At 62.2% G+C, this 22,860-nt stretch carries 18 protein-coding genes; 6 read left to right on the plus strand and 12 right to left on the minus strand.

Going from position 1 to position 22,860, the window contains the following annotated elements; translation table 11 throughout:
- Positions 1-3 precede the first annotated feature (3 nt).
- Positions 4-1,308 (plus strand): lipoprotein-releasing ABC transporter permease subunit, encoded by a 1,305-nt coding sequence (locus RHEC894_RS08030; RefSeq protein ID WP_085736883.1) that lies wholly within the window; start codon positions 4-6, stop codon positions 1,306-1,308.
- 15 nt (positions 1,309-1,323) lie between these two features.
- A complete protein-coding gene (locus RHEC894_RS08035; protein WP_085736884.1) occupies positions 1,324-2,007 on the plus strand; it encodes an ABC transporter ATP-binding protein in 684 nt (227 codons plus the stop codon).
- Positions 2,008-2,089: 82 nt separating this feature from the next.
- Here RHEC894_RS08035 and RHEC894_RS08040 read toward each other — a convergent pair whose 3' ends face one another.
- Positions 2,090-2,554, minus strand: coding sequence for a DUF5680 domain-containing protein (locus RHEC894_RS08040; RefSeq protein ID WP_085736885.1), 465 nt, complete (start codon positions 2,552-2,554; stop codon positions 2,090-2,092).
- A gap of 492 nt (positions 2,555-3,046) precedes the next feature.
- On the opposite strand from RHEC894_RS08040, the gene dnaE reads away from it, so the two are divergent.
- A complete protein-coding gene (gene dnaE, locus RHEC894_RS08045; RefSeq protein ID WP_085736886.1) occupies positions 3,047-6,544 on the plus strand; it encodes a DNA polymerase III subunit alpha in 3,498 nt (1,165 codons plus the stop codon).
- 38 nt (positions 6,545-6,582) lie between these two features.
- Here dnaE and RHEC894_RS08050 read toward each other — a convergent pair whose 3' ends face one another.
- Together RHEC894_RS08050 and RHEC894_RS08055 are read right to left on the minus strand one after the other, a co-directional pair.
- Complete coding sequence (locus RHEC894_RS08050) at positions 6,583-7,839, minus strand: L,D-transpeptidase family protein (protein WP_085736887.1); 1,257 nt, start codon at positions 7,837-7,839, stop codon at positions 6,583-6,585.
- Positions 7,840-7,931: 92 nt separating this feature from the next.
- Complete coding sequence (locus tag RHEC894_RS08055) at positions 7,932-9,224, minus strand: DNA polymerase IV (RefSeq protein WP_085738904.1); 1,293 nt, start codon at positions 9,222-9,224, stop codon at positions 7,932-7,934.
- A 75-nt stretch (positions 9,225-9,299) separates the two neighbouring features.
- Here RHEC894_RS08055 and RHEC894_RS08060 point away from each other — a divergent pair, with 75 nt between their 5' ends.
- Positions 9,300-9,887, plus strand: a complete 588-nt coding sequence (locus RHEC894_RS08060) for a GNAT family N-acetyltransferase (RefSeq protein ID WP_010068485.1) — start codon at positions 9,300-9,302, stop codon at positions 9,885-9,887.
- Here the strand turns inward: RHEC894_RS08060 and RHEC894_RS08065 are convergent.
- Both RHEC894_RS08065 and RHEC894_RS08070 read right to left on the minus strand, forming a co-directional pair.
- Positions 9,862-10,536 carry a hypothetical protein gene (locus RHEC894_RS08065; RefSeq protein WP_085736888.1) on the minus strand — a complete coding sequence of 225 codons (675 nt, stop codon included), beginning with the start codon at positions 10,534-10,536 and terminating at the stop codon, positions 9,862-9,864. The two genes, RHEC894_RS08060 and RHEC894_RS08065, sit on opposite strands and share 26 nt — an antisense overlap.
- A 2-nt stretch (positions 10,537-10,538) precedes the next feature.
- On the minus strand, positions 10,539-10,847 hold the full coding sequence (locus RHEC894_RS08070; RefSeq protein ID WP_085736889.1) for a DUF3572 domain-containing protein: 309 nt from the start codon (positions 10,845-10,847) through the stop codon (positions 10,539-10,541).
- A 132-nt stretch (positions 10,848-10,979) separates the two neighbouring features.
- On the opposite strand from RHEC894_RS08070, the gene RHEC894_RS08075 reads away from it, so the two are divergent.
- Complete coding sequence (locus RHEC894_RS08075; protein WP_010065708.1) at positions 10,980-11,351, plus strand: response regulator; 372 nt, start codon at positions 10,980-10,982, stop codon at positions 11,349-11,351.
- Positions 11,352-11,369: 18 nt separating this feature from the next.
- Positions 11,370-12,743, plus strand: coding sequence for a PleD family two-component system response regulator (locus RHEC894_RS08080; protein ID WP_085736890.1), 1,374 nt, complete (start codon positions 11,370-11,372; stop codon positions 12,741-12,743).
- Positions 12,744-13,490: 747 nt separating this feature from the next.
- On the opposite strand, the gene rpmG is transcribed toward RHEC894_RS08080, so the two are convergent.
- The 7 genes from rpmG to plsY form a co-directional block, all read right to left on the minus strand.
- Positions 13,491-13,658, minus strand: a complete 168-nt coding sequence (gene rpmG, locus RHEC894_RS08085; RefSeq protein ID WP_003587245.1) for a 50S ribosomal protein L33 — start codon at positions 13,656-13,658, stop codon at positions 13,491-13,493.
- Positions 13,659-13,750: 92 nt separating this feature from the next.
- Entirely contained in the window at positions 13,751-14,935 is a 1,185-nt protein-coding gene (locus RHEC894_RS08090) for an MFS transporter (RefSeq protein WP_085736891.1), read from the minus strand.
- Positions 14,936-15,189: 254 nt separating this feature from the next.
- Entirely contained in the window at positions 15,190-15,642 is a 453-nt protein-coding gene (locus RHEC894_RS08095; protein ID WP_010068074.1) for a DUF983 domain-containing protein, read from the minus strand.
- 144 nt (positions 15,643-15,786) lie between these two features.
- Positions 15,787-18,159, minus strand: coding sequence for a ribonuclease R (gene rnr, locus RHEC894_RS08100; protein WP_085736892.1), 2,373 nt, complete (start codon positions 18,157-18,159; stop codon positions 15,787-15,789).
- A gap of 1 nt (position 18,160) precedes the next feature.
- Complete coding sequence (gene topA, locus RHEC894_RS08105) at positions 18,161-20,815, minus strand: type I DNA topoisomerase (RefSeq protein WP_085736893.1); 2,655 nt, start codon at positions 20,813-20,815, stop codon at positions 18,161-18,163.
- Between the two features lie 246 nt (positions 20,816-21,061).
- Positions 21,062-22,204: a DNA-processing protein DprA gene (gene dprA / locus RHEC894_RS08110; protein WP_085736894.1), complete on the minus strand. Its 1,143-nt coding sequence runs from the start codon at positions 22,202-22,204 to the stop codon at positions 21,062-21,064.
- Entirely contained in the window at positions 22,204-22,824 is a 621-nt protein-coding gene (gene plsY / locus RHEC894_RS08115) for a glycerol-3-phosphate 1-O-acyltransferase PlsY (RefSeq protein WP_085736895.1), read from the minus strand. The genes dprA and plsY overlap by 1 nt, the downstream gene beginning before the upstream one ends.
- Positions 22,825-22,860 lie beyond the last annotated feature (36 nt).

The raw sequence follows: 22,860 nt of genomic DNA on the forward strand, positions 1-22,860 counted from the left end.
GAAATGGCAGAGGCAGCAGTGGACCGGAGTTCAAAATCCGGCTTGGGTCCGGCTGGCAGGCCATTTTCCACCTTCGAACGCCTCGTGGCCTGGCGCTATCTGCGCGCCCGCCGCAAGGAGGCCTTCATCTCTGTCATCGCCGGCTTCTCCTTCGTCGGCATCATGCTCGGCGTGGCGACGCTGATCATCGTCATGGCCGTCATGAACGGCTTCCGCACCGAGCTCGTCTCGCGCATCCTCGGCATCAACGGCCACATGATCGTCCAGCCGTCCGACGGTCCCTTCACCGATTATGCGGATCTCGCCAGCAGGCTGGGTGCCGTACCGGGAGTGAAGATGGCGCTGCCTTTGGTGGAAGGCCAGGTGCTTGCCTCCGCCCAGGCCGGCGGGAGCACCGGCGCGCTGGTGCGCGGCGTCCGCGCCGAGGACCTGACCAAACTCAAAGCGGTCTCCGAGAATATTAAGCCTGGCGACATGGTGGGTTTTGCCTCCGGCCAGGGGGTGTTGATCGGCACCGGCATGGCCACCCAGCTCGGCCTGAGCGTCGGCGACCTGATTACGTTGACGTCACCGGATGGTGACATTACGCCGATGGGCGTCAGCCCGCGCGTCAAGTCCTACAAGATCTCCGGCCTCTTCGAGATCGGCATGTCGGAATATGATTCCTCGATCATCTTCATGCCGCTGGAAGAATCGCAGCTCTTTTTCAATGCCGAGGGACTGGTGCAGTCGATCGAACTCTTCGTCGATCACCCCGATGATATCGACACTCTGAGACCCAAGGTCGTGGAGGCGGCAGGCCGCCAAATCAACCTCACCGACTGGCGCCAGCGCAACCAGACCTTCTTCTCGGCGCTGCAGGTCGAGCGCAACGTCATGTTCATGATCCTGACGCTGATCGTGCTGGTCGCGGCGCTGAACATCATCTCCGGCCTGATCATGCTGGTGAAGGACAAGGGCAGCGATATCGCCATTCTGCGCACCATGGGTGCCAGCGCCGGCGCGATCATGCGCATCTTCTTCATGACCGGGGCGGCGATCGGTATCGTCGGCACCCTTGCCGGCGTCCTGCTCGGCGTGCTCGTCTGCGTCAACATCGAATCCATCCGCCAGTTCTTTTCCTGGATCTCCGGCACCGTGATCTTCAATCCGCAGGTCTATTTCCTCAGCCAGCTGCCGGCCGAGATGGATCTCAGCGAAACGATCTCGATCGTCGTCATGGCGCTGACGCTCTCCTTCATCGCGACCATCTTCCCCGCCTGGCGCGCCTCCAGGCTCGATCCGGTGCAGGCCCTGCGCTACGAATAAGGAATTGCCGTCTCTATGAAACGCAACGTCGTTCTCAAGCTTACCGGCGTCGAACGCCATTACGGGCAGGGCGATACGCTGCTCCCGATCCTGAAGGGCGCGGATTTTTCGCTGTCGAAAGGCGAGATCGTCGCCCTCGTCGCTCCTTCAGGCACCGGCAAGTCGACCCTGCTGCATGTCGCCGGCCTGCTGGAGCATCCGGACGGCGGCGAGGTCAACATCAACGGCCATGCCTGCGACGGCCTTTCAGACGACAAACGCACGGCGATCCGCCGCAGCGAGATCGGCTTCGTCTACCAGTTCCACCATCTCCTGCCGGAGTTTTCGGCGCTTGAAAACATCATGATGCCGCAACTGATCGCCGGGCTGTCCTGGAAGGAAGCCGGCGAGCGGGCCGGTCAGCTTCTCGATTACATGCGCATCGGCCATCGTGGCGCCCATCGCCCCGGCGAACTTTCCGGCGGCGAGCAGCAGCGTGTTGCGATCGCCCGCGCCGTCGCCAATGCGCCGAGCTTGCTTCTGGCCGACGAACCGACCGGCAATCTCGACCCCGAAACGGCAGCTTACGTCTTCGACGCGCTGGCGGCGCTGGTGCGCCAATCCGGCCTCGCCGCCCTCATCGCCACCCACAATCACGACCTTGCCCGTCGCATGGATCGGCGCGTGACGATTTCGGACGGCAAGATCGTCGATTTTTGAGACGATGGTCTGTGGCTGTTTGGTTTGCACCGATGCCGGCAGGCCGATGAGGCGCTGACCTCGCCAACCTCCTGGTCGGACATCAGGGGATGACCAGCCCGCCGCGATAGTCGAGCACGTAAGCCCTCCGGCCCTCGACCATGATGCATTCCTGGCCGCTGAAGCTGTCACAGCCGCCGTCGCTTCTATCGACGTAGCGGCCGGACGGATGGTCGAATTCCATGCCGCCCAGAAACCGCCCCTCGCGATACATCGTCGACAGTGCCGCCTTGATCACCGTTCCGGCCGCTACACCATCGATGAGTTCAGGCGCAATGACACAGCCGAAATAATTCATCGCCCAGACCGGCTCGCCGGCAAACCATACCACCTCCTGTCCGGCGAAATCGGTGCCGCCGAGATAGCTGTCGAGATAGCGCCAGTCGCCGCTCTCATAACCGATATCATGGGAACCCGGCCGGCAGGGGGCATGCGGCACGCCGCCGCCGACATAGGTCGCAGCCTTCGCCTCCACGATGAATTCATCCAGCTTCACAATGTCGAGCATCTCATTCTCCTCTCGGCCGGATGCTGGCAAATATGCTGGGGTATGTAAAGAACATAAAGAGAACATACGCCGGAATTCAGAAGACGATTTGGGCGGTGGCCTATCTGAACGGAATGGCGGATCCGTCGAAGATGGGTGGCTGCTGCCTATCGGATCGAGCGCAGGCCCCATGCGAATCGCCAAGCCCTTCCCGAGATTCTGCGAACACAAGAAAGGAGGAAAAGATTCCTGTTGACAACAGAACATACATCGAACAAATTGAAAACATAACGAGTAAAGGAGAGCCAAATGACTGACATGATCCGTGATATCGCAGCATTCACCTCCATCGCAATGTTCGTTGCCAGCTTCTCGCTGATCGTCATGGCGATCTAAAGTTTTCAGGGGACCGCATGGCTGTCATGCGGTCCGGACGAGGGACTTCTTCTGGACATCATCGCCTTCTATGCCGACAATGCGTCCGATTCATTCGGGTGATTGGGAAGGCATGCCATGGCGGATACGGCAAAGGGTTCTACGGCTGAGGTGACCGGCGGCACGCCGGGCTTCATCCACCTGAGGGTCCATTCCGCCTATTCGCTTCTCGAGGGCGCACTGCCGCTGAAGAAGATCCTCTACAAGGCGACCGGCGACAGCCAGCCGGCCATCGCCATTGCCGACACCAACAACCTGTTCATCGCCCTGGAATTTTCCCAGAAGGCGATGGACGAGGGCCTGCAGCCGATCATCGGCTGCCAGGTCTCGATCGACATGGAAGACGGGTTGGAGACGGAAAAGCGCGGCGGCCAGCAGGCTCTGGTCAAGCTGCCGTCGATCGTTCTTCTAGCTGCCACGGATGGCGGTTACGAACGGCTGGTCGATCTCGTCAGCCGCGCCTATCTCGGCGGTGAAAGCAACCAGGCCATTCATGTCAAAGCTTCCTGGCTGGCCGAGGCCGGCACGGAAGGGTTGATCGCCTTGACCGGCGCTCTGACCGGGCCGGTCGATGCGGCGATCAGGGACGGTCATACCGCCCAGGCGGAGGCCCGGCTGCTGATGTTGAAGCGTCTCTTCGGCGACCGGCTCTATGTCGAACTGCAGCGGCATGGCGCCTATGATAAGCGCCACGAGCAGAAGATCGTCGGGCTCGCCTATACCAATGATCTGCCGCTGGTTGCGACCAATGAGGCCTTCTTCCCGACAAGGGACGATTACGACGCCCATGATGCGCTGATGGCGGTCGCCCACAACGCCATCGTCTCCGACGACAGTCGTTTTCGCCTGACGCCGGACCATTATCTGAAGAGCCGGGCCGAGATGGCCAAGCTCTTCGCCGACCTGCCGGAAGCGCTGGAGAATACGATCGAGATCGCCAGGCGCTGCTCCTTCGTGCTGAAGACGCGCAAGCCGATCCTGCCGCGCTTCACCGGGGCGACCGACGATGCCGAGGAGGCCGAACGCGCCGAGGCGAGCGAATTGCGCCGCCAGGCGGTCGAAGGGCTCGACATGCGGCTTGCAACGCTCGGCATGTCGCCGGGTTACGAGGAAAAGGAATATCGCGAGCGGCTGGATTTCGAGCTCAGCGTCATCGAGCGCATGCGTTTTCCCGGCTACTTTCTGATCGTTGCCGACTTCATCAAATGGGCCAAACAGCATGACATTCCGGTCGGTCCGGGTCGCGGTTCGGGCGCAGGCTCGCTGGTCGCCTACGCCTTGACGATCACCGACGTCGATCCGCTGCGGTTTTCGCTGCTGTTCGAACGCTTCCTCAATCCCGAACGCGTCTCGATGCCGGACTTCGACATCGACTTCTGCCAGGACCGCCGCGAAGAGGTGATCCGCTACGTCCAGGCCAAATATGGTCGCGAGCAGGTGGCGCAGATCATCACCTTCGGTTCGCTGCAGGCGCGCGCAGCCCTTCGCGACGTCGGCCGCGTGCTGGAGATGCCCTACGGTCAGGTCGACAAGATCTGCAAACTCGTGCCGAACAACCCGGCCAATCCGACGCCGCTCTCCAAAGCGATCGAGGAGGAGCCGAAGCTGCAGGAAGAGGCGGCCAAGGAACCGGTCGTTGCGCGCCTGCTCGACATCGCCCAGAAGATCGAGGGGCTTTACCGCCATGCCTCGACGCATGCCGCCGGCATCGTCATCGGCGACCGTCCGCTCTCCAAGCTCGTGCCGATGTATCGCGATCCGCGCTCCGACATGCCGGTCACCCAGTTCAACATGAAATGGGTGGAGCAGGCCGGCCTCGTCAAATTCGACTTCCTCGGCCTGAAGACACTGACGGTGCTGAAGGTCGCGGTCGATTTCGTCGCCAAGCGCGGCATCAATGTCGATCTCGCCGCCATTCCTCTCGACGACAAACCCACCTACGAGATGCTGTCGCGCGGCGAAACGGTCGGCGTGTTCCAGGTGGAAAGCGCCGGCATGCGCAAGGCGCTGATCGGCATGAAGCCGGACTGCATCGAGGACATCATCGCGCTGGTGGCGCTCTATCGCCCAGGCCCGATGGAGAACATCCCGACCTACAATGCCCGCAAGCACGGTGACGAGGAGCTGGAATCGATCCATCCGATGATCGACCATCTGCTCAAGGAAACCCAGGGCGTTATCGTCTATCAGGAACAGGTGATGCAGATCGCCCAGGTCCTGTCCGGCTATTCACTTGGTGAAGCCGACCTTCTGCGCCGCGCCATGGGCAAGAAGATCAAGGCCGAGATGGACCAGCAGCGCGAACGCTTCGTCGTCGGCGCCGTCAAGAACGGCGTCTCGAAGCCGCAGGCCGACAACATCTTCGAACTGCTGGCGAAGTTCGCCAATTACGGCTTCAACAAGTCGCATGCCGCCGCCTACGCCATCGTCTCCTACCAGACGGCCTATATGAAGGCGCATTATCCGGTCGAATTCCTCGCCGCCTCGATGACGCTCGACATGTCCAACACCGAAAAGGTCAATGATTTCCGCCAGGATGCCAAGCGCTTGGGCATCGAGGTGATCGCACCCTCGGTGCAGACCTCCTTCCGCCATTTCCAGACCGGCGACAACCGCATCTACTACGCGCTCGCCGCCCTCAAAGGGGTGGGCGAATCCGCCGTCGACCACATCGTCGAGGTGCGTGGCGACAAGCCGTTTGCCGGCATCGAGGATTTCTGCCTGCGTATCGATCCGCGCCAGGTCAATCGCCGCGTGCTCGAAAGCCTGATCTTTGCCGGCGCCTTCGATTGTTTCGACATGGACCGCGCCCAGCTTGCCGCCGGTCTCGACCGCATTCTCGGTTATGCCCAGCGCGCCCAGGAGAACAAGCTGAGCGGCCAGTCGGACATTTTCGGCAGCACCCTGACGTCGGGGCCCGAAAAAATCTCCCTGCCGCCGTTTTCGCCCTGGCTCCCTTCGGAGCGGCTGCTCAAGGAATTCCAGGTGCTGGGCTTCTATCTCACCGCTCACCCGCTCGATTCCTACAACAACATCCTGCAGAAGATGCGGGTGCAGACATTTGCCGAGTTTTCCCAGGCGATCAAACAGGGTGCGGCCAATGCGCGCCTTGCCGGCACCGTCATCTCCAAGCAGGAGCGCAAGACCCGCACCGGCAACAAGATGGGTATCATCGTCTTTTCGGATTCGTCCGGCCAGTTCGAAGCGGTGCTGTTTTCGGAAATGCTGAACCAGTATCGCGACATTCTGGAGTCGGGAAAATCCTTCGTGCTGACGGCGACCGGGGAGGAGCGGCCGGAAGGCATCGGCCTGCGTATCCAGACGATCCAGTCGCTGGAGGAAAAGTCACTGCAGATGCAGAAGGCGCTACGCGTCTATATCAGAGATTCCGGGCCGCTGAAGATGGTCGCCGGCCATCTGAACGCCAAGGGCGACGGCCTCGTTTCCTTCATCGTCATCAAGGAGGACGGCAAACGCGAGGTGGAAGTGGCGCTGTCGGAGAAATACCGCATCACCCCGGAGATTGCCGCTGCCCTTCGCGCCGCCCCCGGCGTCGTCGACGTCGAGCTTGTCTGATAATTCGGGTTGATCGTGATCAGCCCAGGTGATCGTGATCACCCCCGGGTAATGGTGATGAAATCCGTGCCTTCGCCGGTTTCGCGGCCAAGGCCCGTATCGGAGATCGTCAGCGTCGAGCCGGGCGCGATCAGCGCGTCGATCCTGCGGCGTGTTTCGTCGGGGATGGTGATGCGGCTGAGCGAACGGGCGATCGGCCTGCCCGTGACGATCGAGCTTTCCTGATTGCCGATCCCGAGCCGCTTCATCGTCTCGCGGGAGAGATTGTTCTCGAGCGTGATGCCGAGCCAGTCCGCCGTGCCGGCCTTTTCGTCGACGGCATGCAGCGTGAAGAAATGCGTGCCGAGTGCCAGGCCCGGATCGGCGATCGTTACCGGGGCTTCGAAGATCGGCTTGAAGGCCTGGCGCACCATGATGACGCCGTTCGGCGGCTCCCCCTTGCCGGTTGCGGCATAGACAGCCTTGAGCAGCGCGTCGGAAACCAGGCTCCTGTCGCCGGCAAATTCTGCCGGCCGCAGCGTCTTGAAAGCCTTGATCGCCTGCACGGTCGACGGCCCGAGCAATCCATCCGGATCGCCGGCGGAAAAGCCGAGCTGGTTGAGCAGGGCCTGGATGTCGATCACCGTCTCGCGCAGCGTGCGGCGGGTGATCAGCATGCTGATCGGCTCGGACGGCGGCTCGGCTTCGGGCGCTGCAATCGACGGATTTGCCGGCATCGGCATCGCCGCGGTATCGTTCATCGCCACCTGCACCGGTGTCCCGGCGCTGTCGGGCATCGAGGGCCGCAGCTCGACATCCGAAAGCAGCAGCATGGCTGCCGGCGCCTCGGGATGGAAAAGGGTCGGATGGTCGATCGGCTGCGGCACCACTTCGCCGTCGCTGATGATGACGGGGATGCCGGGCTCGGTCATCCCGTAGAGCATTTTTGCGAATGCGCCCGGCATGCGCACGCAGCCGTGCGAGGCCGGATAACGCGGCACGGAATTGGATTCGTGCAGCGCAATGCCCGACCAGGTCAGCCTCTGCATGAATGGCATCGGGGCGGCCGAATAGAGATTGGATTCGTGGTATTTCTGCTTTTCGAGCACCGAGAAGATGCCGCTCGGCGTCGTGTGCCCGTCCTTGCCGGTCGAGACCTTCGAGGTCGCGACGACCTCGGTGCCGTCATAGACCGCAAGCGACTGCTTGTCCTTCGAGACGATGATCTGCAGCGTGCGTGCATCCGCGGCGAGAGCAGGGTGCACGAGTGCGGTGGCCGACAGCAAGCCGAGGCCGAAGACAAGACGCGAGAACATGATACCCAACCATACGCAATACTGGTCCGGCACATTATGGGACGAAGTTTAAGGAAGATTTTAAAGGCCGGGCGGCAGCTCGGGCTCACGCTTTAGTGATCGCGCTTGCCGCTGCCGAAGGTGTAGCCGGTTTCGACCGTGTTCTTGCCGAACTTGTCGCGCAGCTTGTCCATTGCCGCTTCGGCCGCCGCCCGCCGGCCGGATTGTCGGTCGATGAGATCGGGCGGATCGGCGCGTCCGGCATCGCCGAGATCGGTCACGCCGATGCCGAGCAGGCGGAATTTGGTGCCGTCGGTCTCTTTTTCGAGAAGATCCAGCCCGGTGCGGAAGATCTTGTCGGCAAGCTGGGTCGGGTCTTCGAGCTTGCGGTTGCGCGTGCGCAGCTTGAAGTCGGCGGTTTTCATCTTCAGGACCACGGTGTGGCCGGCGATATCGTTTTTCTTCAGCCGCCAGGAGACCTTTTCGGAGAGGTTCCGCAGGATCGGCACCAGATCATCATACCGCGAGATGTCGTCGAAAAAGGTCGTCTCGGCCGACACGCTCTTGGCCGCATCGTTGAGATGCACTTCACGGTCGTCGATCCCGCGCGACAGCCGGGCGAGCCGCTGGCCGATGCTGCCGTAGCGGCGCATCAGGTCGTTTTCCTCCATCTGCTGCAATTGGCCGATGGTGCGGATGCCGTCCGCCTCGAGCGTCGCCGCGAACGCCTTGCCGACGCCCCAGATCGTGGTGACCGGACGCGGCGCCAGGAACTCCACCGCTTCCTCACGGCCGATGACCGAGAAACCGCGGGGCTTCTGCAGGTCGGAGGCAACCTTGGCGAGGAACTTGCAATAGGAAAGTCCGACCGAGACGCTGATACCGATCTCTTTTTCGATGCGGCGGACGAATTTGGCAAGCGTGCGCGCCGGCGGATCGTGATGCAGCCTCTCGGTGCCGCCGAGTTCCAGGAAGGCTTCGTCGATCGACAGCGGCTGCACCAGCGGCGTCAGTTCCTGCATCAAGGCCCGCACCTGCCGCCCGACCCGGACATATTTCTCCATGTCGGGGCGGATGACGATCGCCTGCGGGCACGCCTCCAGCGCCTTAAACATCGGCATCGCCGAACGCACACCGTGGATGCGGGCGATATAGCAGGCGGTGGAGACGACGCCGCGTTTGCCGCCGCCAATGATCACAGGCTTGTCGGCGAGTTCCGGATTGTCGCGTTTTTCCACAGCCGCGTAAAAGGCGTCGCAATCGATATGCGCAAGCGTCAATGCGTAAAGTTCGCGATGGCGCACAAGGCGGGGGCTGCCGCAGGAAATGCAACGGCGCGCTTCGCCCTTCTGCTCGGCAAGGCAGTCGCGACAGAAGCCGGGTGTCTTGTCGGGCGCGGGTGTCATCATGAGAACAAAGATTGAACGCCGGGACATTACGCCTTAAGCTTGCGAGTCTCAAGAGAGGGCGGGAGCTTTGCCTTGGATAACGATCTTCGTTTCGAGCCGGTGACGGCAGAACGCTGGAGCGACTTCGAAACCCTGTTCGGCCCGCAGGGGGCTTTCTATAATTGCTGGTGTGTGGCCCTGCGCCTGCCGCATGCAATAAGGACCGGGATGGCGGCCGACGAGCGCAAGACGCATATGCGGGATCGGATCAAGGCAGGCCCGCCGCCGGGCATTCTCTGTTATGCCGGCGGCGCGCCGGTCGCCTGGGTGCAAGTCGGGCCGCGCCACGACATACCGCAGTTCAATTCGCCGCGCACCGTCTCGCCGCCGCTGGAGGAGGGCGACGCGCATGATCCCTCCATCTGGGCCGTCAGCTGTTTTTTCCTGCTGCCCGGACTGCGCGGCAAGGGAATGAGCCATCGCCTGCTTTCCCTGGCGATCGACTATGCGCGGCGCCAGGGCGCGCGGCGGCTCGAAGCCTGTCCGATCGATCATGTGAAGCAGTCGAAATCCGTGACGCTCTGCATCGGCTCGACGGCGATATTCGATGCGGCCGGTTTCGAAACGGTGGCGCGGCGCAAGGATGGCCGCCCGCTCATGCGGCTGGAACTGTGCGACTGAACGGGCCGGACAGAAAATGCGCCTGGATGAGTTCTGCCGCATGCGCCCAGTCGGTGGCGCGGGTGATGTCGGCGGCGGCCGCCGGCGCGAAACGATGGACGGGCGAGTTCGGCATCAGGTGAATGAGCAGGCAATCGGCGACGTGATCCCTGACGGAATGCAGATTGCGCGCCATATCGTCGATGAAGACAATGGGAAGGGAGCGGCTGGCATGCAAGGCGTGGACGATCGGCCCCTTGGGTTCTTCGCTGGCAAGCAGTGGAAAGAGCAGGCCCATCCTGTCGAGCAGGCGACGGCGCTGCTCCTGGAACCGCGGCTGCATGGCCGTCAGAAACAGGACATCTGCCTCTTGCGACAGGCGGTCGAGGGTTTCGACGACCTGGTCGAGCGGCGTCTGCCACAACTCCTGCGCCTCGAAGAATTCCTCGATCAGCCGGCTGACCTGCTGGTCGCCGATCTCCGTACCATCCGCCTGCGAGATGATGTTGCCGTGAAGCTTGAACGAGCGCGGCAGAAACGCGTGCCCCTGGCTCTGAAGGAAAAGCTGGAAGGGGCCGATGAACTGCAGCACGACATCGTCGACGTCGCAGACGATCAGCGGCCTTTCGCCGAGATGGATATGGGAGATATCGAATTCCCCGCCGCTCACCGTCAGTATTCCCCGGAATCGAGGCCGGGCGAGGAGAAATGCCGCCAGGCGGCGGTGACCGTCTCCGGGCTTATGCCGCTCGCCGCGCAGAAAGCCATCGCCGTCGGTTCATGGTTCATCAGGAAATCCATCATGCCGGCGAGGAAGCCTGGATCGTTGACGGCGCTGCGCACCTGGCCGGGCGCAACACCGGTGAGCGCAAGGAATCGGCCGAACATGTCGGGATCGTCGGCAAGCCAGCCGAGCACGGCGATCGCGGTTGCGTGCGGGTCGGCGGCCTGTTGTTTCGAAGTCTTGAAGTTGCTTTGCATTTCGAGGGGTAAGTTACCTTTTCTTCAACCAAATACCGCTAGCGTGCGCTATCGGTTTCACGGAGCTATTGTCCGCATGGGCCTTCCTCATGGGACGAACCGCTGCGCGAACGGACGTAGGGACAGCTTGCCATGCCCAAACAGGTGATGATTGTAGAAGATAACGAGCTCAACATGAAGCTCTTTCGCGACCTCATCGAGGCGTCCGGTTATACGACGATCCAGACCAGAAACGGCATGGAGGCGCTCGATCTGGCGCGCAAGTATCGCCCCGACCTCATCCTGATGGATATCCAGCTTCCCGAGGTCTCCGGCCTCGAAGTCACGAAATGGCTGAAGGAGGACGACGAGCTGCACGTGATCCCCGTCATTGCCGTCACGGCTTTCGCGATGAAGGGCGACGAGGAACGGATCCGCCAGGGCGGTTGTGAGGCCTATGTTTCCAAGCCGATCTCGGTTCCAAAATTCATCGAGACGATCAAGACCTATCTGGGCGATGCCTGACGCATCGGAAAGACACCTATGACTGCGCGAATACTGGTGGTTGACGATATTCCGGCCAACGTGAAGCTGCTCGAAGCGCGGCTGCTTGCCGAATATTTCGACGTGATGACCGCGGCCGACGGCTACACGGCGCTGGCGATCTGCGAGCGCAACCAGGTCGATCTCATTCTGCTCGACATCATGATGCCTGGCATAGACGGTTTCGAGGTCTGCGAGCGGCTGAAGGCCAGCCAGAAGACCGCGCATATCCCGGTCGTCATGGTCACCGCGCTCGACCAGCCGGCCGATCGCGTGCGCGGTCTGAAGGCCGGCGCCGACGATTTCCTCACCAAGCCGGTCAACGATCTGCAGCTGATCTCGCGGGTGAAGAGCCTGCTGCGGTTGAAGACGCTGAGCGATGAGCTGCGCATCCGCGCCGACACCGCCCATACGATGGGCATCGACGACCTCGCGCGCTCAGGCGAGGGCCGTGCCGACGAGACCGCTCAGGTGCTGCTCGTCGACGGCCGCGCCAATTCACAGGAGCGTCTCATCAAGGCGCTGAAGCCCGTCGCCGACGTGCTTGCCCTCTCCGATCCGCAGGCCGCTCTGTTCGAGGCGGCCGAAAGCGCGTTCGATCTCGTCATCGTCAACGCCAATTTCGACGATTACGATCCGCTTCGCCTCTGCTCGCAGCTGCGCTCGCTGGAGCGCACGCGCTTTCTGCCGATCCTGATCATCACCGAGCAGGGCGCCGACGAGATGGTCGTGCGCGCGCTCGATCTCGGCGTCAACGATTACATCATCCGCCCGGTCGATCCCAACGAACTGGTTGCCCGCAGCCTGACGCAGATCCGCCGCAAGCGCTACAACGACCGCCTGCGAGCCAGCGTCAAGCAGACGATCGAGCTTGCCGTCACCGATCCGCTGACCGGCCTCTACAACAGGCGCTATCTCGACAATCACCTGAACGTGCTGTTCAACCGTTCGATGGCGCGGGGCCGGCCGCTTTCGGTGCTGATCACCGATATCGACCGCTTCAAGCAGGTGAACGACACCTTTGGCCATGATGGCGGCGACGAAGTGCTGCGGGAATTTGCAAGCCGCGTCCGTTCGACCATTCGTGGCGCCGACCTCGCCTGCCGCTATGGCGGGGAAGAATTCGTGGTCGTGATGCCCGACACCTCGCCGGAGATCGCCGCCACTGTCGCCGAGCGCTTGCGCGCGGCGGTGGAAAGCACGCCCTTCATGCTGAAACGCGCCGGTGAGGCGCTGAACGTTACCGCGTCCTTCGGCATCGCCTCGCGCATCGCAGCGGTGCTGACGCCGGATCAGCTGATGAAGCAGGCGGATCTCGCCCTTTACGAGGCCAAGAACACCGGCCGCAACCGCGTGGTCGCCGCAGCCGCCTGACGAATCATTTGCCGGCATACCCGCCATTTGCAAGTTATCCACCGCGGTAAGTGAAGTGTTACCGATTTTTAATTTCGCCTCTGCGATGCGAGGCGAAAATTTTAGAACTCTATAGCCCAAAAATGGACTTTCGGCTTTGTTGGGGATATGTCGCCGCGCGATAGTGTTGGGGGTGTCGAAGCCTTCGCGCCGGATGAAATGAAGACTATAAAAAATGCCGGCCGCCTGCAGGCTCAAATAGAGTGCGGCGATGTCAACTCACGTAAGGGGAGGGGAGGCGTAAGTTATTAAGTTATATTGTCGATTTTCTTGGCGCGATCCGACATTAGGCTTCAGCTCAAAGCAGAGCCGATAAATCTTTGTATGTCCCAAAATCGGACTTTTAACCATAGAATCAAGCTAAGAAATTTCACCATTAAGAATTTGTTGATTTTCTTTCATTTTTGCGCAAATTATCGGCTCATAAGAGAAGCGCTCCCGATGAGGAGTTGTCGATACCCCATGATGCTCAGGTCCGCCGCATCTCCTGGGTCGTGGGGTCGGTCGGCTGGTACGCAAATTATAGCGGTTCCTCGTGCCGTTTTGCATGCTGGTCGACCCCCTTACACGAAAACGCCGCCACTTCCCGAAGATGGAAGGGCGGCGTTTTTCTGTTTGCGCTATCATCTTCCTGTGATGATCAATTCGGGCAACAAAAAACGCGCAACCCGAAGGCGCGCGCTTTTTAAAAGCCCAGAGATCAAGGGATTACTTGATCTTGGTTTCCTTGAACTCGACATGCTTCTTTGCAATCGGGTCGTACTTCGTCTTCGTCATCTTGTCCGTCATCGTACGGCTGTTCTTCGTCGTGACGTAGAAGAAACCGGTGTCGGCTGTCGACAGCAGCTTGATCTTGATTGTTGTAGCCTTGGCCATAGTCGTCCTGCCTTTAAGAAAATGAAAGCCGTGGAAGCCGGATGGGCTCCACGGCAAATTCTGGCGCGAAACTACGAATCTTGCCCGAAAAGTCAAGTCCGTTTTCGAATGAACATCAGTCTGATGCCGGAAAGTAGGGCGTAAAGGCCGAAGAAGGCGGCAATCGCCCAGGCAAACCCGTTATTTCCAGCGACATCGATCGCCGCGCCGATCGCCTGCGGGCCGGCCACCGTTCCCATTGCATAACAGAAGACGAAGGCGGCATTGGCGGCGGCAAGGTCGGAGCCCGTCAGCCGCGAGCCGAGATGGCTGAGGCCGACCGTGTAGAGGCCGGACACACAGCCGCCCCAGAAGAGCAGCAGCCCGGCCATCAGCAGCCAGTTGTCGAGCAGCAAGGGCAGCATCATCGAGCCGATGAATCCCATCAGCGCCATGCCGGCCAGAAGCGGCCGCTTGTCGGAGATGCGGTCGGAAAGCAGGCCGAGCGGGATCTGGAAGATGACGTTGCCGACGCCCATCATGGTCAGCAGAAGGGCTGCCTGCGATTCGGTGAAATGCGCGCGCACGGCAAAGACCGGGAAAAGCGAAAGGCCGCCCGCTTCGACCGCGCCGAAGATGAAGACCGCCGCCGTTGCCGTCGGCACCAGGAAAACGTAGCGCATGAAATGCAGCTCCGGTTTTTCCTCGAGTATCGGGCTTTCGTCGCGGGCGATGAAGATCGGAATGGCGGCAAGCAGGATGGCGCCGGCGCCGATCAGGAAGGGAAAGATGCCGTCGCTGCCGAGGATCGAAAACAGCAGCGGCCCGGCCGCAAAGCCGAGCGACAGCACGGTCGCATAGATGCCGAGCACGAAGCCGCGTTTGGAAGGCGGCGAAGCGGCGTTGATCCAGAATTCCGAGAGGATGAACAGCGTCGTCGTCGCGCCATGGAAGGCGAAACGCAGCGGAAACCACATCCAGAAATCCTCGGCATAATAAAAACCGAGTGCACTCAGCGCCGAAATCAGCACGGCCCAGAGCATTGTCGGGGCAACGCCGTATTTATGGGCGAGCTTGGTGGTGATCGGGGCGGCAGCCATTGCCGCGACCCCGGCCATCGCCGTGTTGAGCCCGATCAGAGTGGACGAGATGCCGCGTTTTTCGAGGATGATGCTGAGAAGCGGGAGCCCGAGGCCGATTGCAATGCCGACGGCTGAGATCGACGAGATGGCTGCCACCAGAGAAGGCCAATGGATTTCCTCGACATCGCCTGGTGTGCCGTTTCTCGGCTGAGACATTTATCCATCCTTAGAAAAGCTACGCGAACGAATCGGCCGGCCACCTCACACAGAAAGACACAGGCGTGCCAGATCCGGGTGACGGGCGGCGTTTCGCAGTATTTCCGATGTGAGTGACCACCTGCGGAATGTAAAGCCTGTTCAGACAAGAAAAGCTTCATGTCAAGTCGTTGAGCATCGTCGGCTGCCGCGTTCGGGTGGTGATCGGTGGAGCGCTGCCACTACACGTCAAATATGTCTGGAAGGTGAAGGCGCTACTCCGATCGGCCCGGGATGTCGTAATCGTCGGGATCGTCACTTTCTCCACCGAAACCGTGCATGCGCAACGCCCATTGCAGGCCGATGACACCGCCTTTGATCGGCTGGATCGAGGCAAGCGCCGTCACGACGGTGATCGGCGCCCAGATGGCAAGATGCACCCATACCGGCAGTATGAAAGTCATGTCGGTCAGCATATAGCCGCCGACCACGACGTGGCCGAGAACAAGGATGACGATATAGGGCGGCAGGTCGTCGGCGCGTTGGTGATGCATCGCCTCGCCGCATGCCGCGCAATGATCGACCGGCTTCAGGAAGGCGCGGAAGAGCTTGCCGTTGCCGCAGGCCGGGCAGCGGTTCATCAGCCCGCGCATGATGGAGCGCCCGACCGGGCGCTCGACCTCGGGCCCATCCCCGTAGCGGACAGCCGGATCGGTCGGTGTGCTCATCGTATGTTCCTCTTCGGCGCTTCCGTGAAAACCTGATCCGCTTTAATGCATGCCGCCTGGAAATGGCGGCGTTTCCGCGACAACGGCATGCATAAAAATAAGAGCTGAGCCGCGTCGCATGAAGCAAATTTGACGCGACACGCTTCAGCGCCGCCCGCGCGGCGGCCTCGTTCCCGGCTTCTTGCGGACCTGACCCTTGTCGCGGCGGCCGGCTTTGTGGAAGGAGCGCACCGCCGTCGGCATCTGGCGCCCTTCGCTGATCATCTCGAAACGCAGCGCGCCGGCAAGCGGGATTGCCTCGGCGAGCTTCACCGTCACATTGTCGCCAAGGCGATAGCCGAGCCCTGTCCGTTCGCCCGAGAGCGCCTGATGCGCCTCGTCATAGATGAAATAATCGCTGCCAAGCGTTGATATGGGGACGAAACCATCGGCGCCATAGTCCGGCAGGGCGACAAAAAGCCCGGATTTCGTCACACCCGAGACCCGTCCTGCAAATTCTTCGCCGACTCGGCCGGCAAGGTGATGGGCGATCAGCCGGTCGACCGTCTCGCGCTCGGCTGCCATGGCCCGGCGCTCGAAGGTCGAGATTTCGGCGGCGATATCGTCGAGCGTGGCTTCTTCCTCGGAGGTGATGCCGCCTTCGCCGAAGCCGAGCGAGCCGACGAGGGCGCGATGCACGATGAGATCGGCGTAACGGCGGATCGGCGAGGTGAAATGCGCGTATTTCATCAGGTTGAGGCCAAAATGGCCGATATTCTCCGGGCCGTAGATTGCCTGGCTCTGCGAGCGCAACACCATCTCGTTGACCATGGTCTGGTGCGGCGTGCCGTCCGCCTTCGCCAGGATGCCGTTGAAATTGTTGGCGCGCATATTGCCGCCCTTGGCGAGCGGGATGCCGAGCGTTGCCAGGAACTCGCGCAGGATTTCCTGCTTGGCGAGCGTCGGGCCGTCATGGATGCGGTAGATCAGCGGCTGGCGTTTCTTTTCCAGCGTCTCGGCGGCCGAGACGTTCGCCTGGATCATCATCTCTTCGATCAGCTTGTGCGCATCGAGCCGCGGCGGCACGACGACGCGGTCGACCGTGCCGTCGGGTTTCAGCAGGATCTTGCGCTCCGGCATGTCGAGTTCCAGCGGCTGGCGCCGGTCGCGTCCGCGCTTCATCACCTCATAGGCGTGCCAGAGCGGCTTCAGGATCGGCTCGAGCATCGGCCCGGTCCGATCGTCCGGCTGACCGTCGATCGCTGCCTGCGCCTGCTGGTAGGAGAGTTTGGCCGCGCTCTTCATCATGATGCGATGAAACGTGTGGCCGATCTTGCGGCCTTCGCCGGAGAAGCTCATGCGCACGGCAAGCGCCGGGCGGTCGACGCCTTCCTTCAGCGAGCAGAGATCGTTGGAGATGCGCTCCGGCAGCATCGGGACGACGCGATCCGGGAAATAGACGGAGTTGCCGCGTTTCAGCGCCTCGCGGTCGAGCGGCGACTTGGGGCGGACATACCAGGAGACGTCGGCGATCGCCACCGTGACGACGACGCCGCCGGGATTGTCGGGCGAGGGGTCGAGCTCGGCATAGACGGCGTCGTCATGGTCCTTGGCGTCGGCCGGATCGATGGTGATCAGCGGCACGTCGCGCCAATCCTCGCGATGCGACATCGTCGCCGGTTTTGCATCTTCCGCCTCGGCCATGACGGCAGGCGGGAAGACATGCGGGATGCCGTGTGCATGGATGGCGATCATCGAGATCGCCTTTTCCGAGCCGACAGAGCCGACGACGGAGAGCACCTTGGCACGCGGCAGGCCGAAACGGCCGAGGCGGGCGATTTCGACTTCGACCAGATCGCCGTCCGCGGCACCGCCGGTGAAGTCTGGATCGATTACCATCTCCTCGCCGCGCCGCTCGATCGGCAGCAGCCGGCCGCCGCCGCCGGGCGCGGTGCGGAAAACGCCCATCGAGGCGCCGCGGCGCTTGTCGATTACTTTGATGATCCGCGCCGTATAGGCCGGCCCGCCGCGATCGACGGCCGAGAAGATCTTTGCGAGGATCCGGTCGCCGAGGCCGGCGACGGGTGCCTTGCCCTTGCCCTGGCGGCCCGCCGGCGATTGCTGGCGGATGGCGACGGCAGGCGCGACACCCTGGTCCTCAGGCCATTCCGCCGGCCGGCCGATCAGATCGCCGTCCTTGTCGCGCGTAGTGATATCGAGAACGGTGACGGGCGGCAGTGCGCCGGGACGAATGAGCGACTTGCGGCTCTTCTGCAGCATGCCTTCCTGCTCGAGTTCCTGCAGCATATGCTTGAGCTCGACGCGGTTGTCGCCCTTCAGGCCGAAAGCCTTGGCGAGTTCGCGTTTGGAGGCTTTCTGCGGATGATCGGCGATGAAGCGCAGGATCACCTCGCGCGACGGCAGGGCGCCGTGCACGATGTTCAGCGGCTCGACGGCGGGAGCATCCTTGCCGGCGCGGCCGATCTTGCCCGGACGCTTGCCCGCAGGGTTCGTTCTGTCGCGCGGTATTCTGCTCACGTCAGCTCTTTTTCGATTTCGCGGGCGCTTTCGCCTTCGTTGTCTTCGGCTTGGCCGCCGTCTTGGTGGTCTTCGTTTCGGCGGCCGCCGCCTTCGGCTTGGCTTTCGCCTTGGCCGGTTTTCCAGCAGGCGCCTTGCCGGCCTTCTCCGTGATCAGCGCAAGCGCCTCCTCGACGGTGATCGCCTGCGGATCCTTGCCCTTCGGCAGGGTGGCGTTGACCTTGCCCCAGTTGACGTAAGGGCCGTACTTGCCGTCGCGAACGGTGATGGCGCCGCCGTCGGGATGATCGCCGAGCGTCTTCAACGCCGCCGGCGTGCCGCGGGCACCCCGGCCCGGCGCCTTGTTCGCCTTTTCGGCAATGACAGTCACGGCGCGGTTGAGGCCGACCGAGAACACGTCCTCGACGGTTTCCAGATTGGCATAGGAACCGTCATGCAGAAGGAACGGCCCGTAGCGGCCGATGCCTGACGAGATCATCTTGCCGGATTCCGGATGTTTGCCGATATCGCGCGGCAGCGAAATCAAAGCCATCGCCTTTTCATAGTCGATATCCTCGGGCTTCCAGCCCTTCGGCAGCGAAGCGCGCTTGGCCTCCTTGCCATCGCCGCGCTGGATATAGGGGCCGAAGCGGCCGGAACGCAGCGTCAGTTCCTCGCCGGTCGTCGGATCGGTGCCGAGGTTCTTCGGCTCGTTGAGAGCGACACCTTCCGCTTCGCCGCCGTTTTCGGAGGAAAGCTGGCGGGTATAATTGCATTCCGGATAGTTCGAGCAGCCAACGAAGGCGCCGTATTTGCCGAGCTTCAGCGACAGGTTGCCGGTGCCGCAAACCTGACAGATCCGGGGATCGCTGCCGTCCTCCCGCTTCGGGAAGACCAGCGGCGCCAGCGCCTCGTTCAGCGAATCCAGCACATTGGTGACGCGCAGTTCCTTGGTGTCTTCGATCTGGGCGAAGAAATCCTTCCAGAAGTCGCGCAGCACCTGCTTCCAGTTCAGCTCGCCGGCCGAAATCCGGTCGAGCTTTTCCTCCAGAGCGGCGGTGAAGTCGTATTCGACATATTTGGTGAAGAAGCTTTCGAGGAAAGCCGTCACCAGCCGGCCCTTGGCCTGCGGGATCAGCTTGCGCTTGTCGATCGTCACATAGTCGCGGTCGCGCAGTGTGGCCAGCGTCGCGGCATAGGTGGAGGGACGGCCGATGCCGAGCTCTTCCATTTTCTTGATCAGCGAGGCTTCCGAATAGCGCGGCGGCGGTTCGGTGAAATGCTGCGTCGAATTGATCTTCTGCTTGGCGAGCGTCTCGCGCGCGTTGATCTCCGGCAGGCGGCCATCCTCGTCGCCGTCGTCGCTCTGCTCGCCGTCTTCCTTCTGATCGGTATAGGCGGCGATGAAGCCGTCGAAACGGATGACCGAACCGACGGCGCGCAGGCCGGCCTTCTCGCCCTTATTGTCGGCGGTAATTTCAGCCGTGGTGCGCTCGATTTCGGCCGAGGCCATCTGGCTGGCGATGCCGCGCTTCCAGATCAGGTCGTAGAGCCGGATCTGGTCGGCATCGAGGAATTTGCGCACGCGGTCGGGCGAGCGGTAGAAATCGGTCGGACGGATCGCCTCGTGCGCCTCCTGGGCGTTCTTGGCTTTGGTGGAATAGAAGCGTGCCTTCTCAGGCAGATAGCGGTCGCCGAACTGGTCGACGATGGCGCTGCGCGCAGCATCGATCGCCTCCGGCGCCATCTGCACGCCGTCGGTTCGCATATAGGTGATGAGACCGACGGTTTCGCCGCCGATATCGACGCCTTCATAAAGCTTCTGGGCGATCTGCATGGTGCGCGAGGCGGAGAAGCCGAGATTGGAGGAGGCGGCCTGCTGCAGCGTCGAGGTAGTAAAGGGCGGTCCCGGATTGCGCTTGACCGGTTTGGCCTCGACCGTGTCGACGACATAGCTTGCACCGTCGAGCAAAGCCTTCAACCGGCCCGCATCCTCACCGTTGCCGATCGCCCGCGGCTGCAGCCGTTTGCCGTTGGCCGAAACCAGTCGTGCCTCGAACTCGTCGCCACGTGGCGTCTTCAGAAGCGCCGAGATGTTCCAGTATTCTTCCGAAATGAAGCGCTCGATCTCGGACTCACGGTCGCAGACCAGGCGAAGCGCGACCGATTGGACACGGCCGGCCGAACGTGCGCCGGGCAATTTGCGCCAAAGGACCGGAGAAAGATTGAAGCCGACGAGATAGTCGAGGGCGCGGCGCGCCAGATAGGCGTCGACCAGCGGCACGTCGATGTCGCGCGGATCGGCCATGGCGTCGAGCACCGCCTTCTTGGTGATCGCATTGAAGACGACGCGCTTGACCGGCTTGCCGTTCAGCACCCGCTTCTTGTTCAGCATGTCGAGAACGTGCCAGGAAATCGCTTCGCCTTCGCGATCCGGGTCGGTCGCGAGAAACAGGCCGTCGGAGGATTTCACCGCGTCGGCAATGTCCTTCATCCGCTTGGCCGAGGCGCCATCCACCTCCCAAAGCATTTCGAAATCCTGATCGGGGAGGACCGAGCCGTCCTTGGCAGGCAGATCGCGCACATGGCCGAAGGAGGCGAGCACCTTGTATCCCGAACCCAGATACTTGTTGATCGTCTTGGCCTTGGCAGGCGATTCCACCACTACAACATTCATGATGATTCTCTAAAAAGGAAACGACGCCAGCGTTTAAGCCAGCGCAACACACACCGCAACATGGATGCCGGCCCTCCGACATGGACAGGGAAATCGCTGCGGTCAAGGGGTTTGCTACAATTTTACCTCTTGCATCCGCTGCATCCAAAGCAGGAATTCAAGAAAAATACAATTTTAGATGGGTTTCCCATCACTTTCGGCACGGTTCCGCGGTTTTCGACGCCGCGCCCGGATATCGCGTAGAGTTCAATCGGAAAGCGAGACGAGGCCGCCCTGATGCCGATGCAGCCTGCCCGATATATCGAGCTCCAGGAGGATGAGATAGACCGCGGATGCCGACAGGCCGGTATGGCGGATGACGTCGTCGACCTCGACCGGGGTCGGCCCGAGCGCATCGATGATGCGGGCCCGGTCTGAATCGCCCGGCGGCATCGCCATCGCCTTGCGGTCATCTGCCGGTTGCTCCGCCAGCGATGACGGAAAGAGCTCGAATTGCGTCAGCGGCGCCAAAGCCTCGATGACATCGGCGGGTGTGGTGACGATCGAAGCCCCGTCCTTCAGCAGGCCGTTGGTGCCGTGGCAGCGCGGGTCGAGCGGTGAGCCGGGCACGGCAAACACCAGCCGGCCGAACTCGCCGGCAAGCCGCGCGGTGATCAGCGATCCCGAGCGCGTTGCCGCTTCGATGACCACCAGGCCGAGCGCGATGCCGGCGATCAGCCGGTTCCGGCGCGGAAAATCGCGGGCGCGGGGCTCCCAGCCGAAGGGCATTTCACTCACCGCCAGGCCGTTGCCGCCGGTTATTTCCTGGAGCAGGCCGATATTCTCAGGCGGATAGGGCTGGTCGAGGCCGCCGGCGAGTGCTGCGATCGTGCCTGTCTCGAGGCTTGCCCGATGCGCTGAGGTATCGATGCCGCGCGCCAGGCCCGAGACCACGGTATAGCCGGCCCGGCCGCAGTCGCGCGCCACCATCGCCGCGAATTTGGCGCCGGCGACGGAGGCGTTGCGTGAACCGACGATGCCGACGGCCGGTCGTTTGGCGGCGGCAAGCGTGCCCCTGACGGCCAAGAGCGGCGGCGCGCCGTCGATCTGCTTCAGAGCCTGCGGATAGTCCGGCTCGCCGATACCGACGAAGCGGGCGCCGAAGCGATGCGCCGCTTCGAGTTCCCGATGGGCCTCGGCCTCGCTGGCGATGCGGATGGCCCGCGTCGCCCCGCCGCGCGCCGAAAGCTCCGGCAGTGCTGCGAGTGCGGCCTCGGCCGAACCGAAATGATTGATGAGATCGCGAAAGGTCGCTGGGCCGATATTGTCGGAACGGATGAGGCGCAGCCAGGCAATTCTCTGCCGTTCGCTCAGCACCACGCCTTTTGGTCCGGCGCTCAGCGCATCCATTATCCCTTCGCCCCGATCTTGCTTTCCGTCCCGCTCATCAGGCGCGAAATATTCGCCTTGTGTTTCCAGTAGGAAATCAGCGTCATGATCGCCATGACAGCCGCAACCTTTTCATTACCGAGGATCCACAGCGCGACGGGAGTGACGAGCATGGCGACCAGCGCCGACAGCGAGGAATAGCGGGTGGTGAAGGCGACCGCCAGCCAGACGGCGGCAAAGAGCACGACCATGATCGGCGCGACGCCGAGCAGGGTGCCGATATAGGTGGCGACACCCTTGCCGCCCTTGAAGCCGATCCAGACCGGGAAGAGATGGCCGATGAAGGCGAAGAAGCCGGCGATGATCGCCGCTTCCTCACCGAGGAAATAACCGACGACCCAGGCCGCCGCCGATGCCTTCAGCGCATCGAGCAGCAGCGTCGCTGCCGCAAGCTTCCGGTTTCCGGTTCTGAGCACATTGGTGGCGCCGATATTGCCGGAGCCGATGCTGCGCACATCGCCGAGGCCGGCCGCGCGCGTAAGAATGAGGCCGAAAGGAATGGAGCCGAAGAGATAGCCGATGACGGCGGCGGCAAGCGCGATCGGCAGCGTGATCTGCCATGACATGAGATTGGATAACATATGCCCCCTCGGCCCTCCGATGGCCTGTCCTCAGTC

Source organism: Rhizobium sp. CIAT894, assembly GCF_000172795.2.
Taxonomy (GTDB): domain Bacteria; phylum Pseudomonadota; class Alphaproteobacteria; order Rhizobiales; family Rhizobiaceae; genus Rhizobium.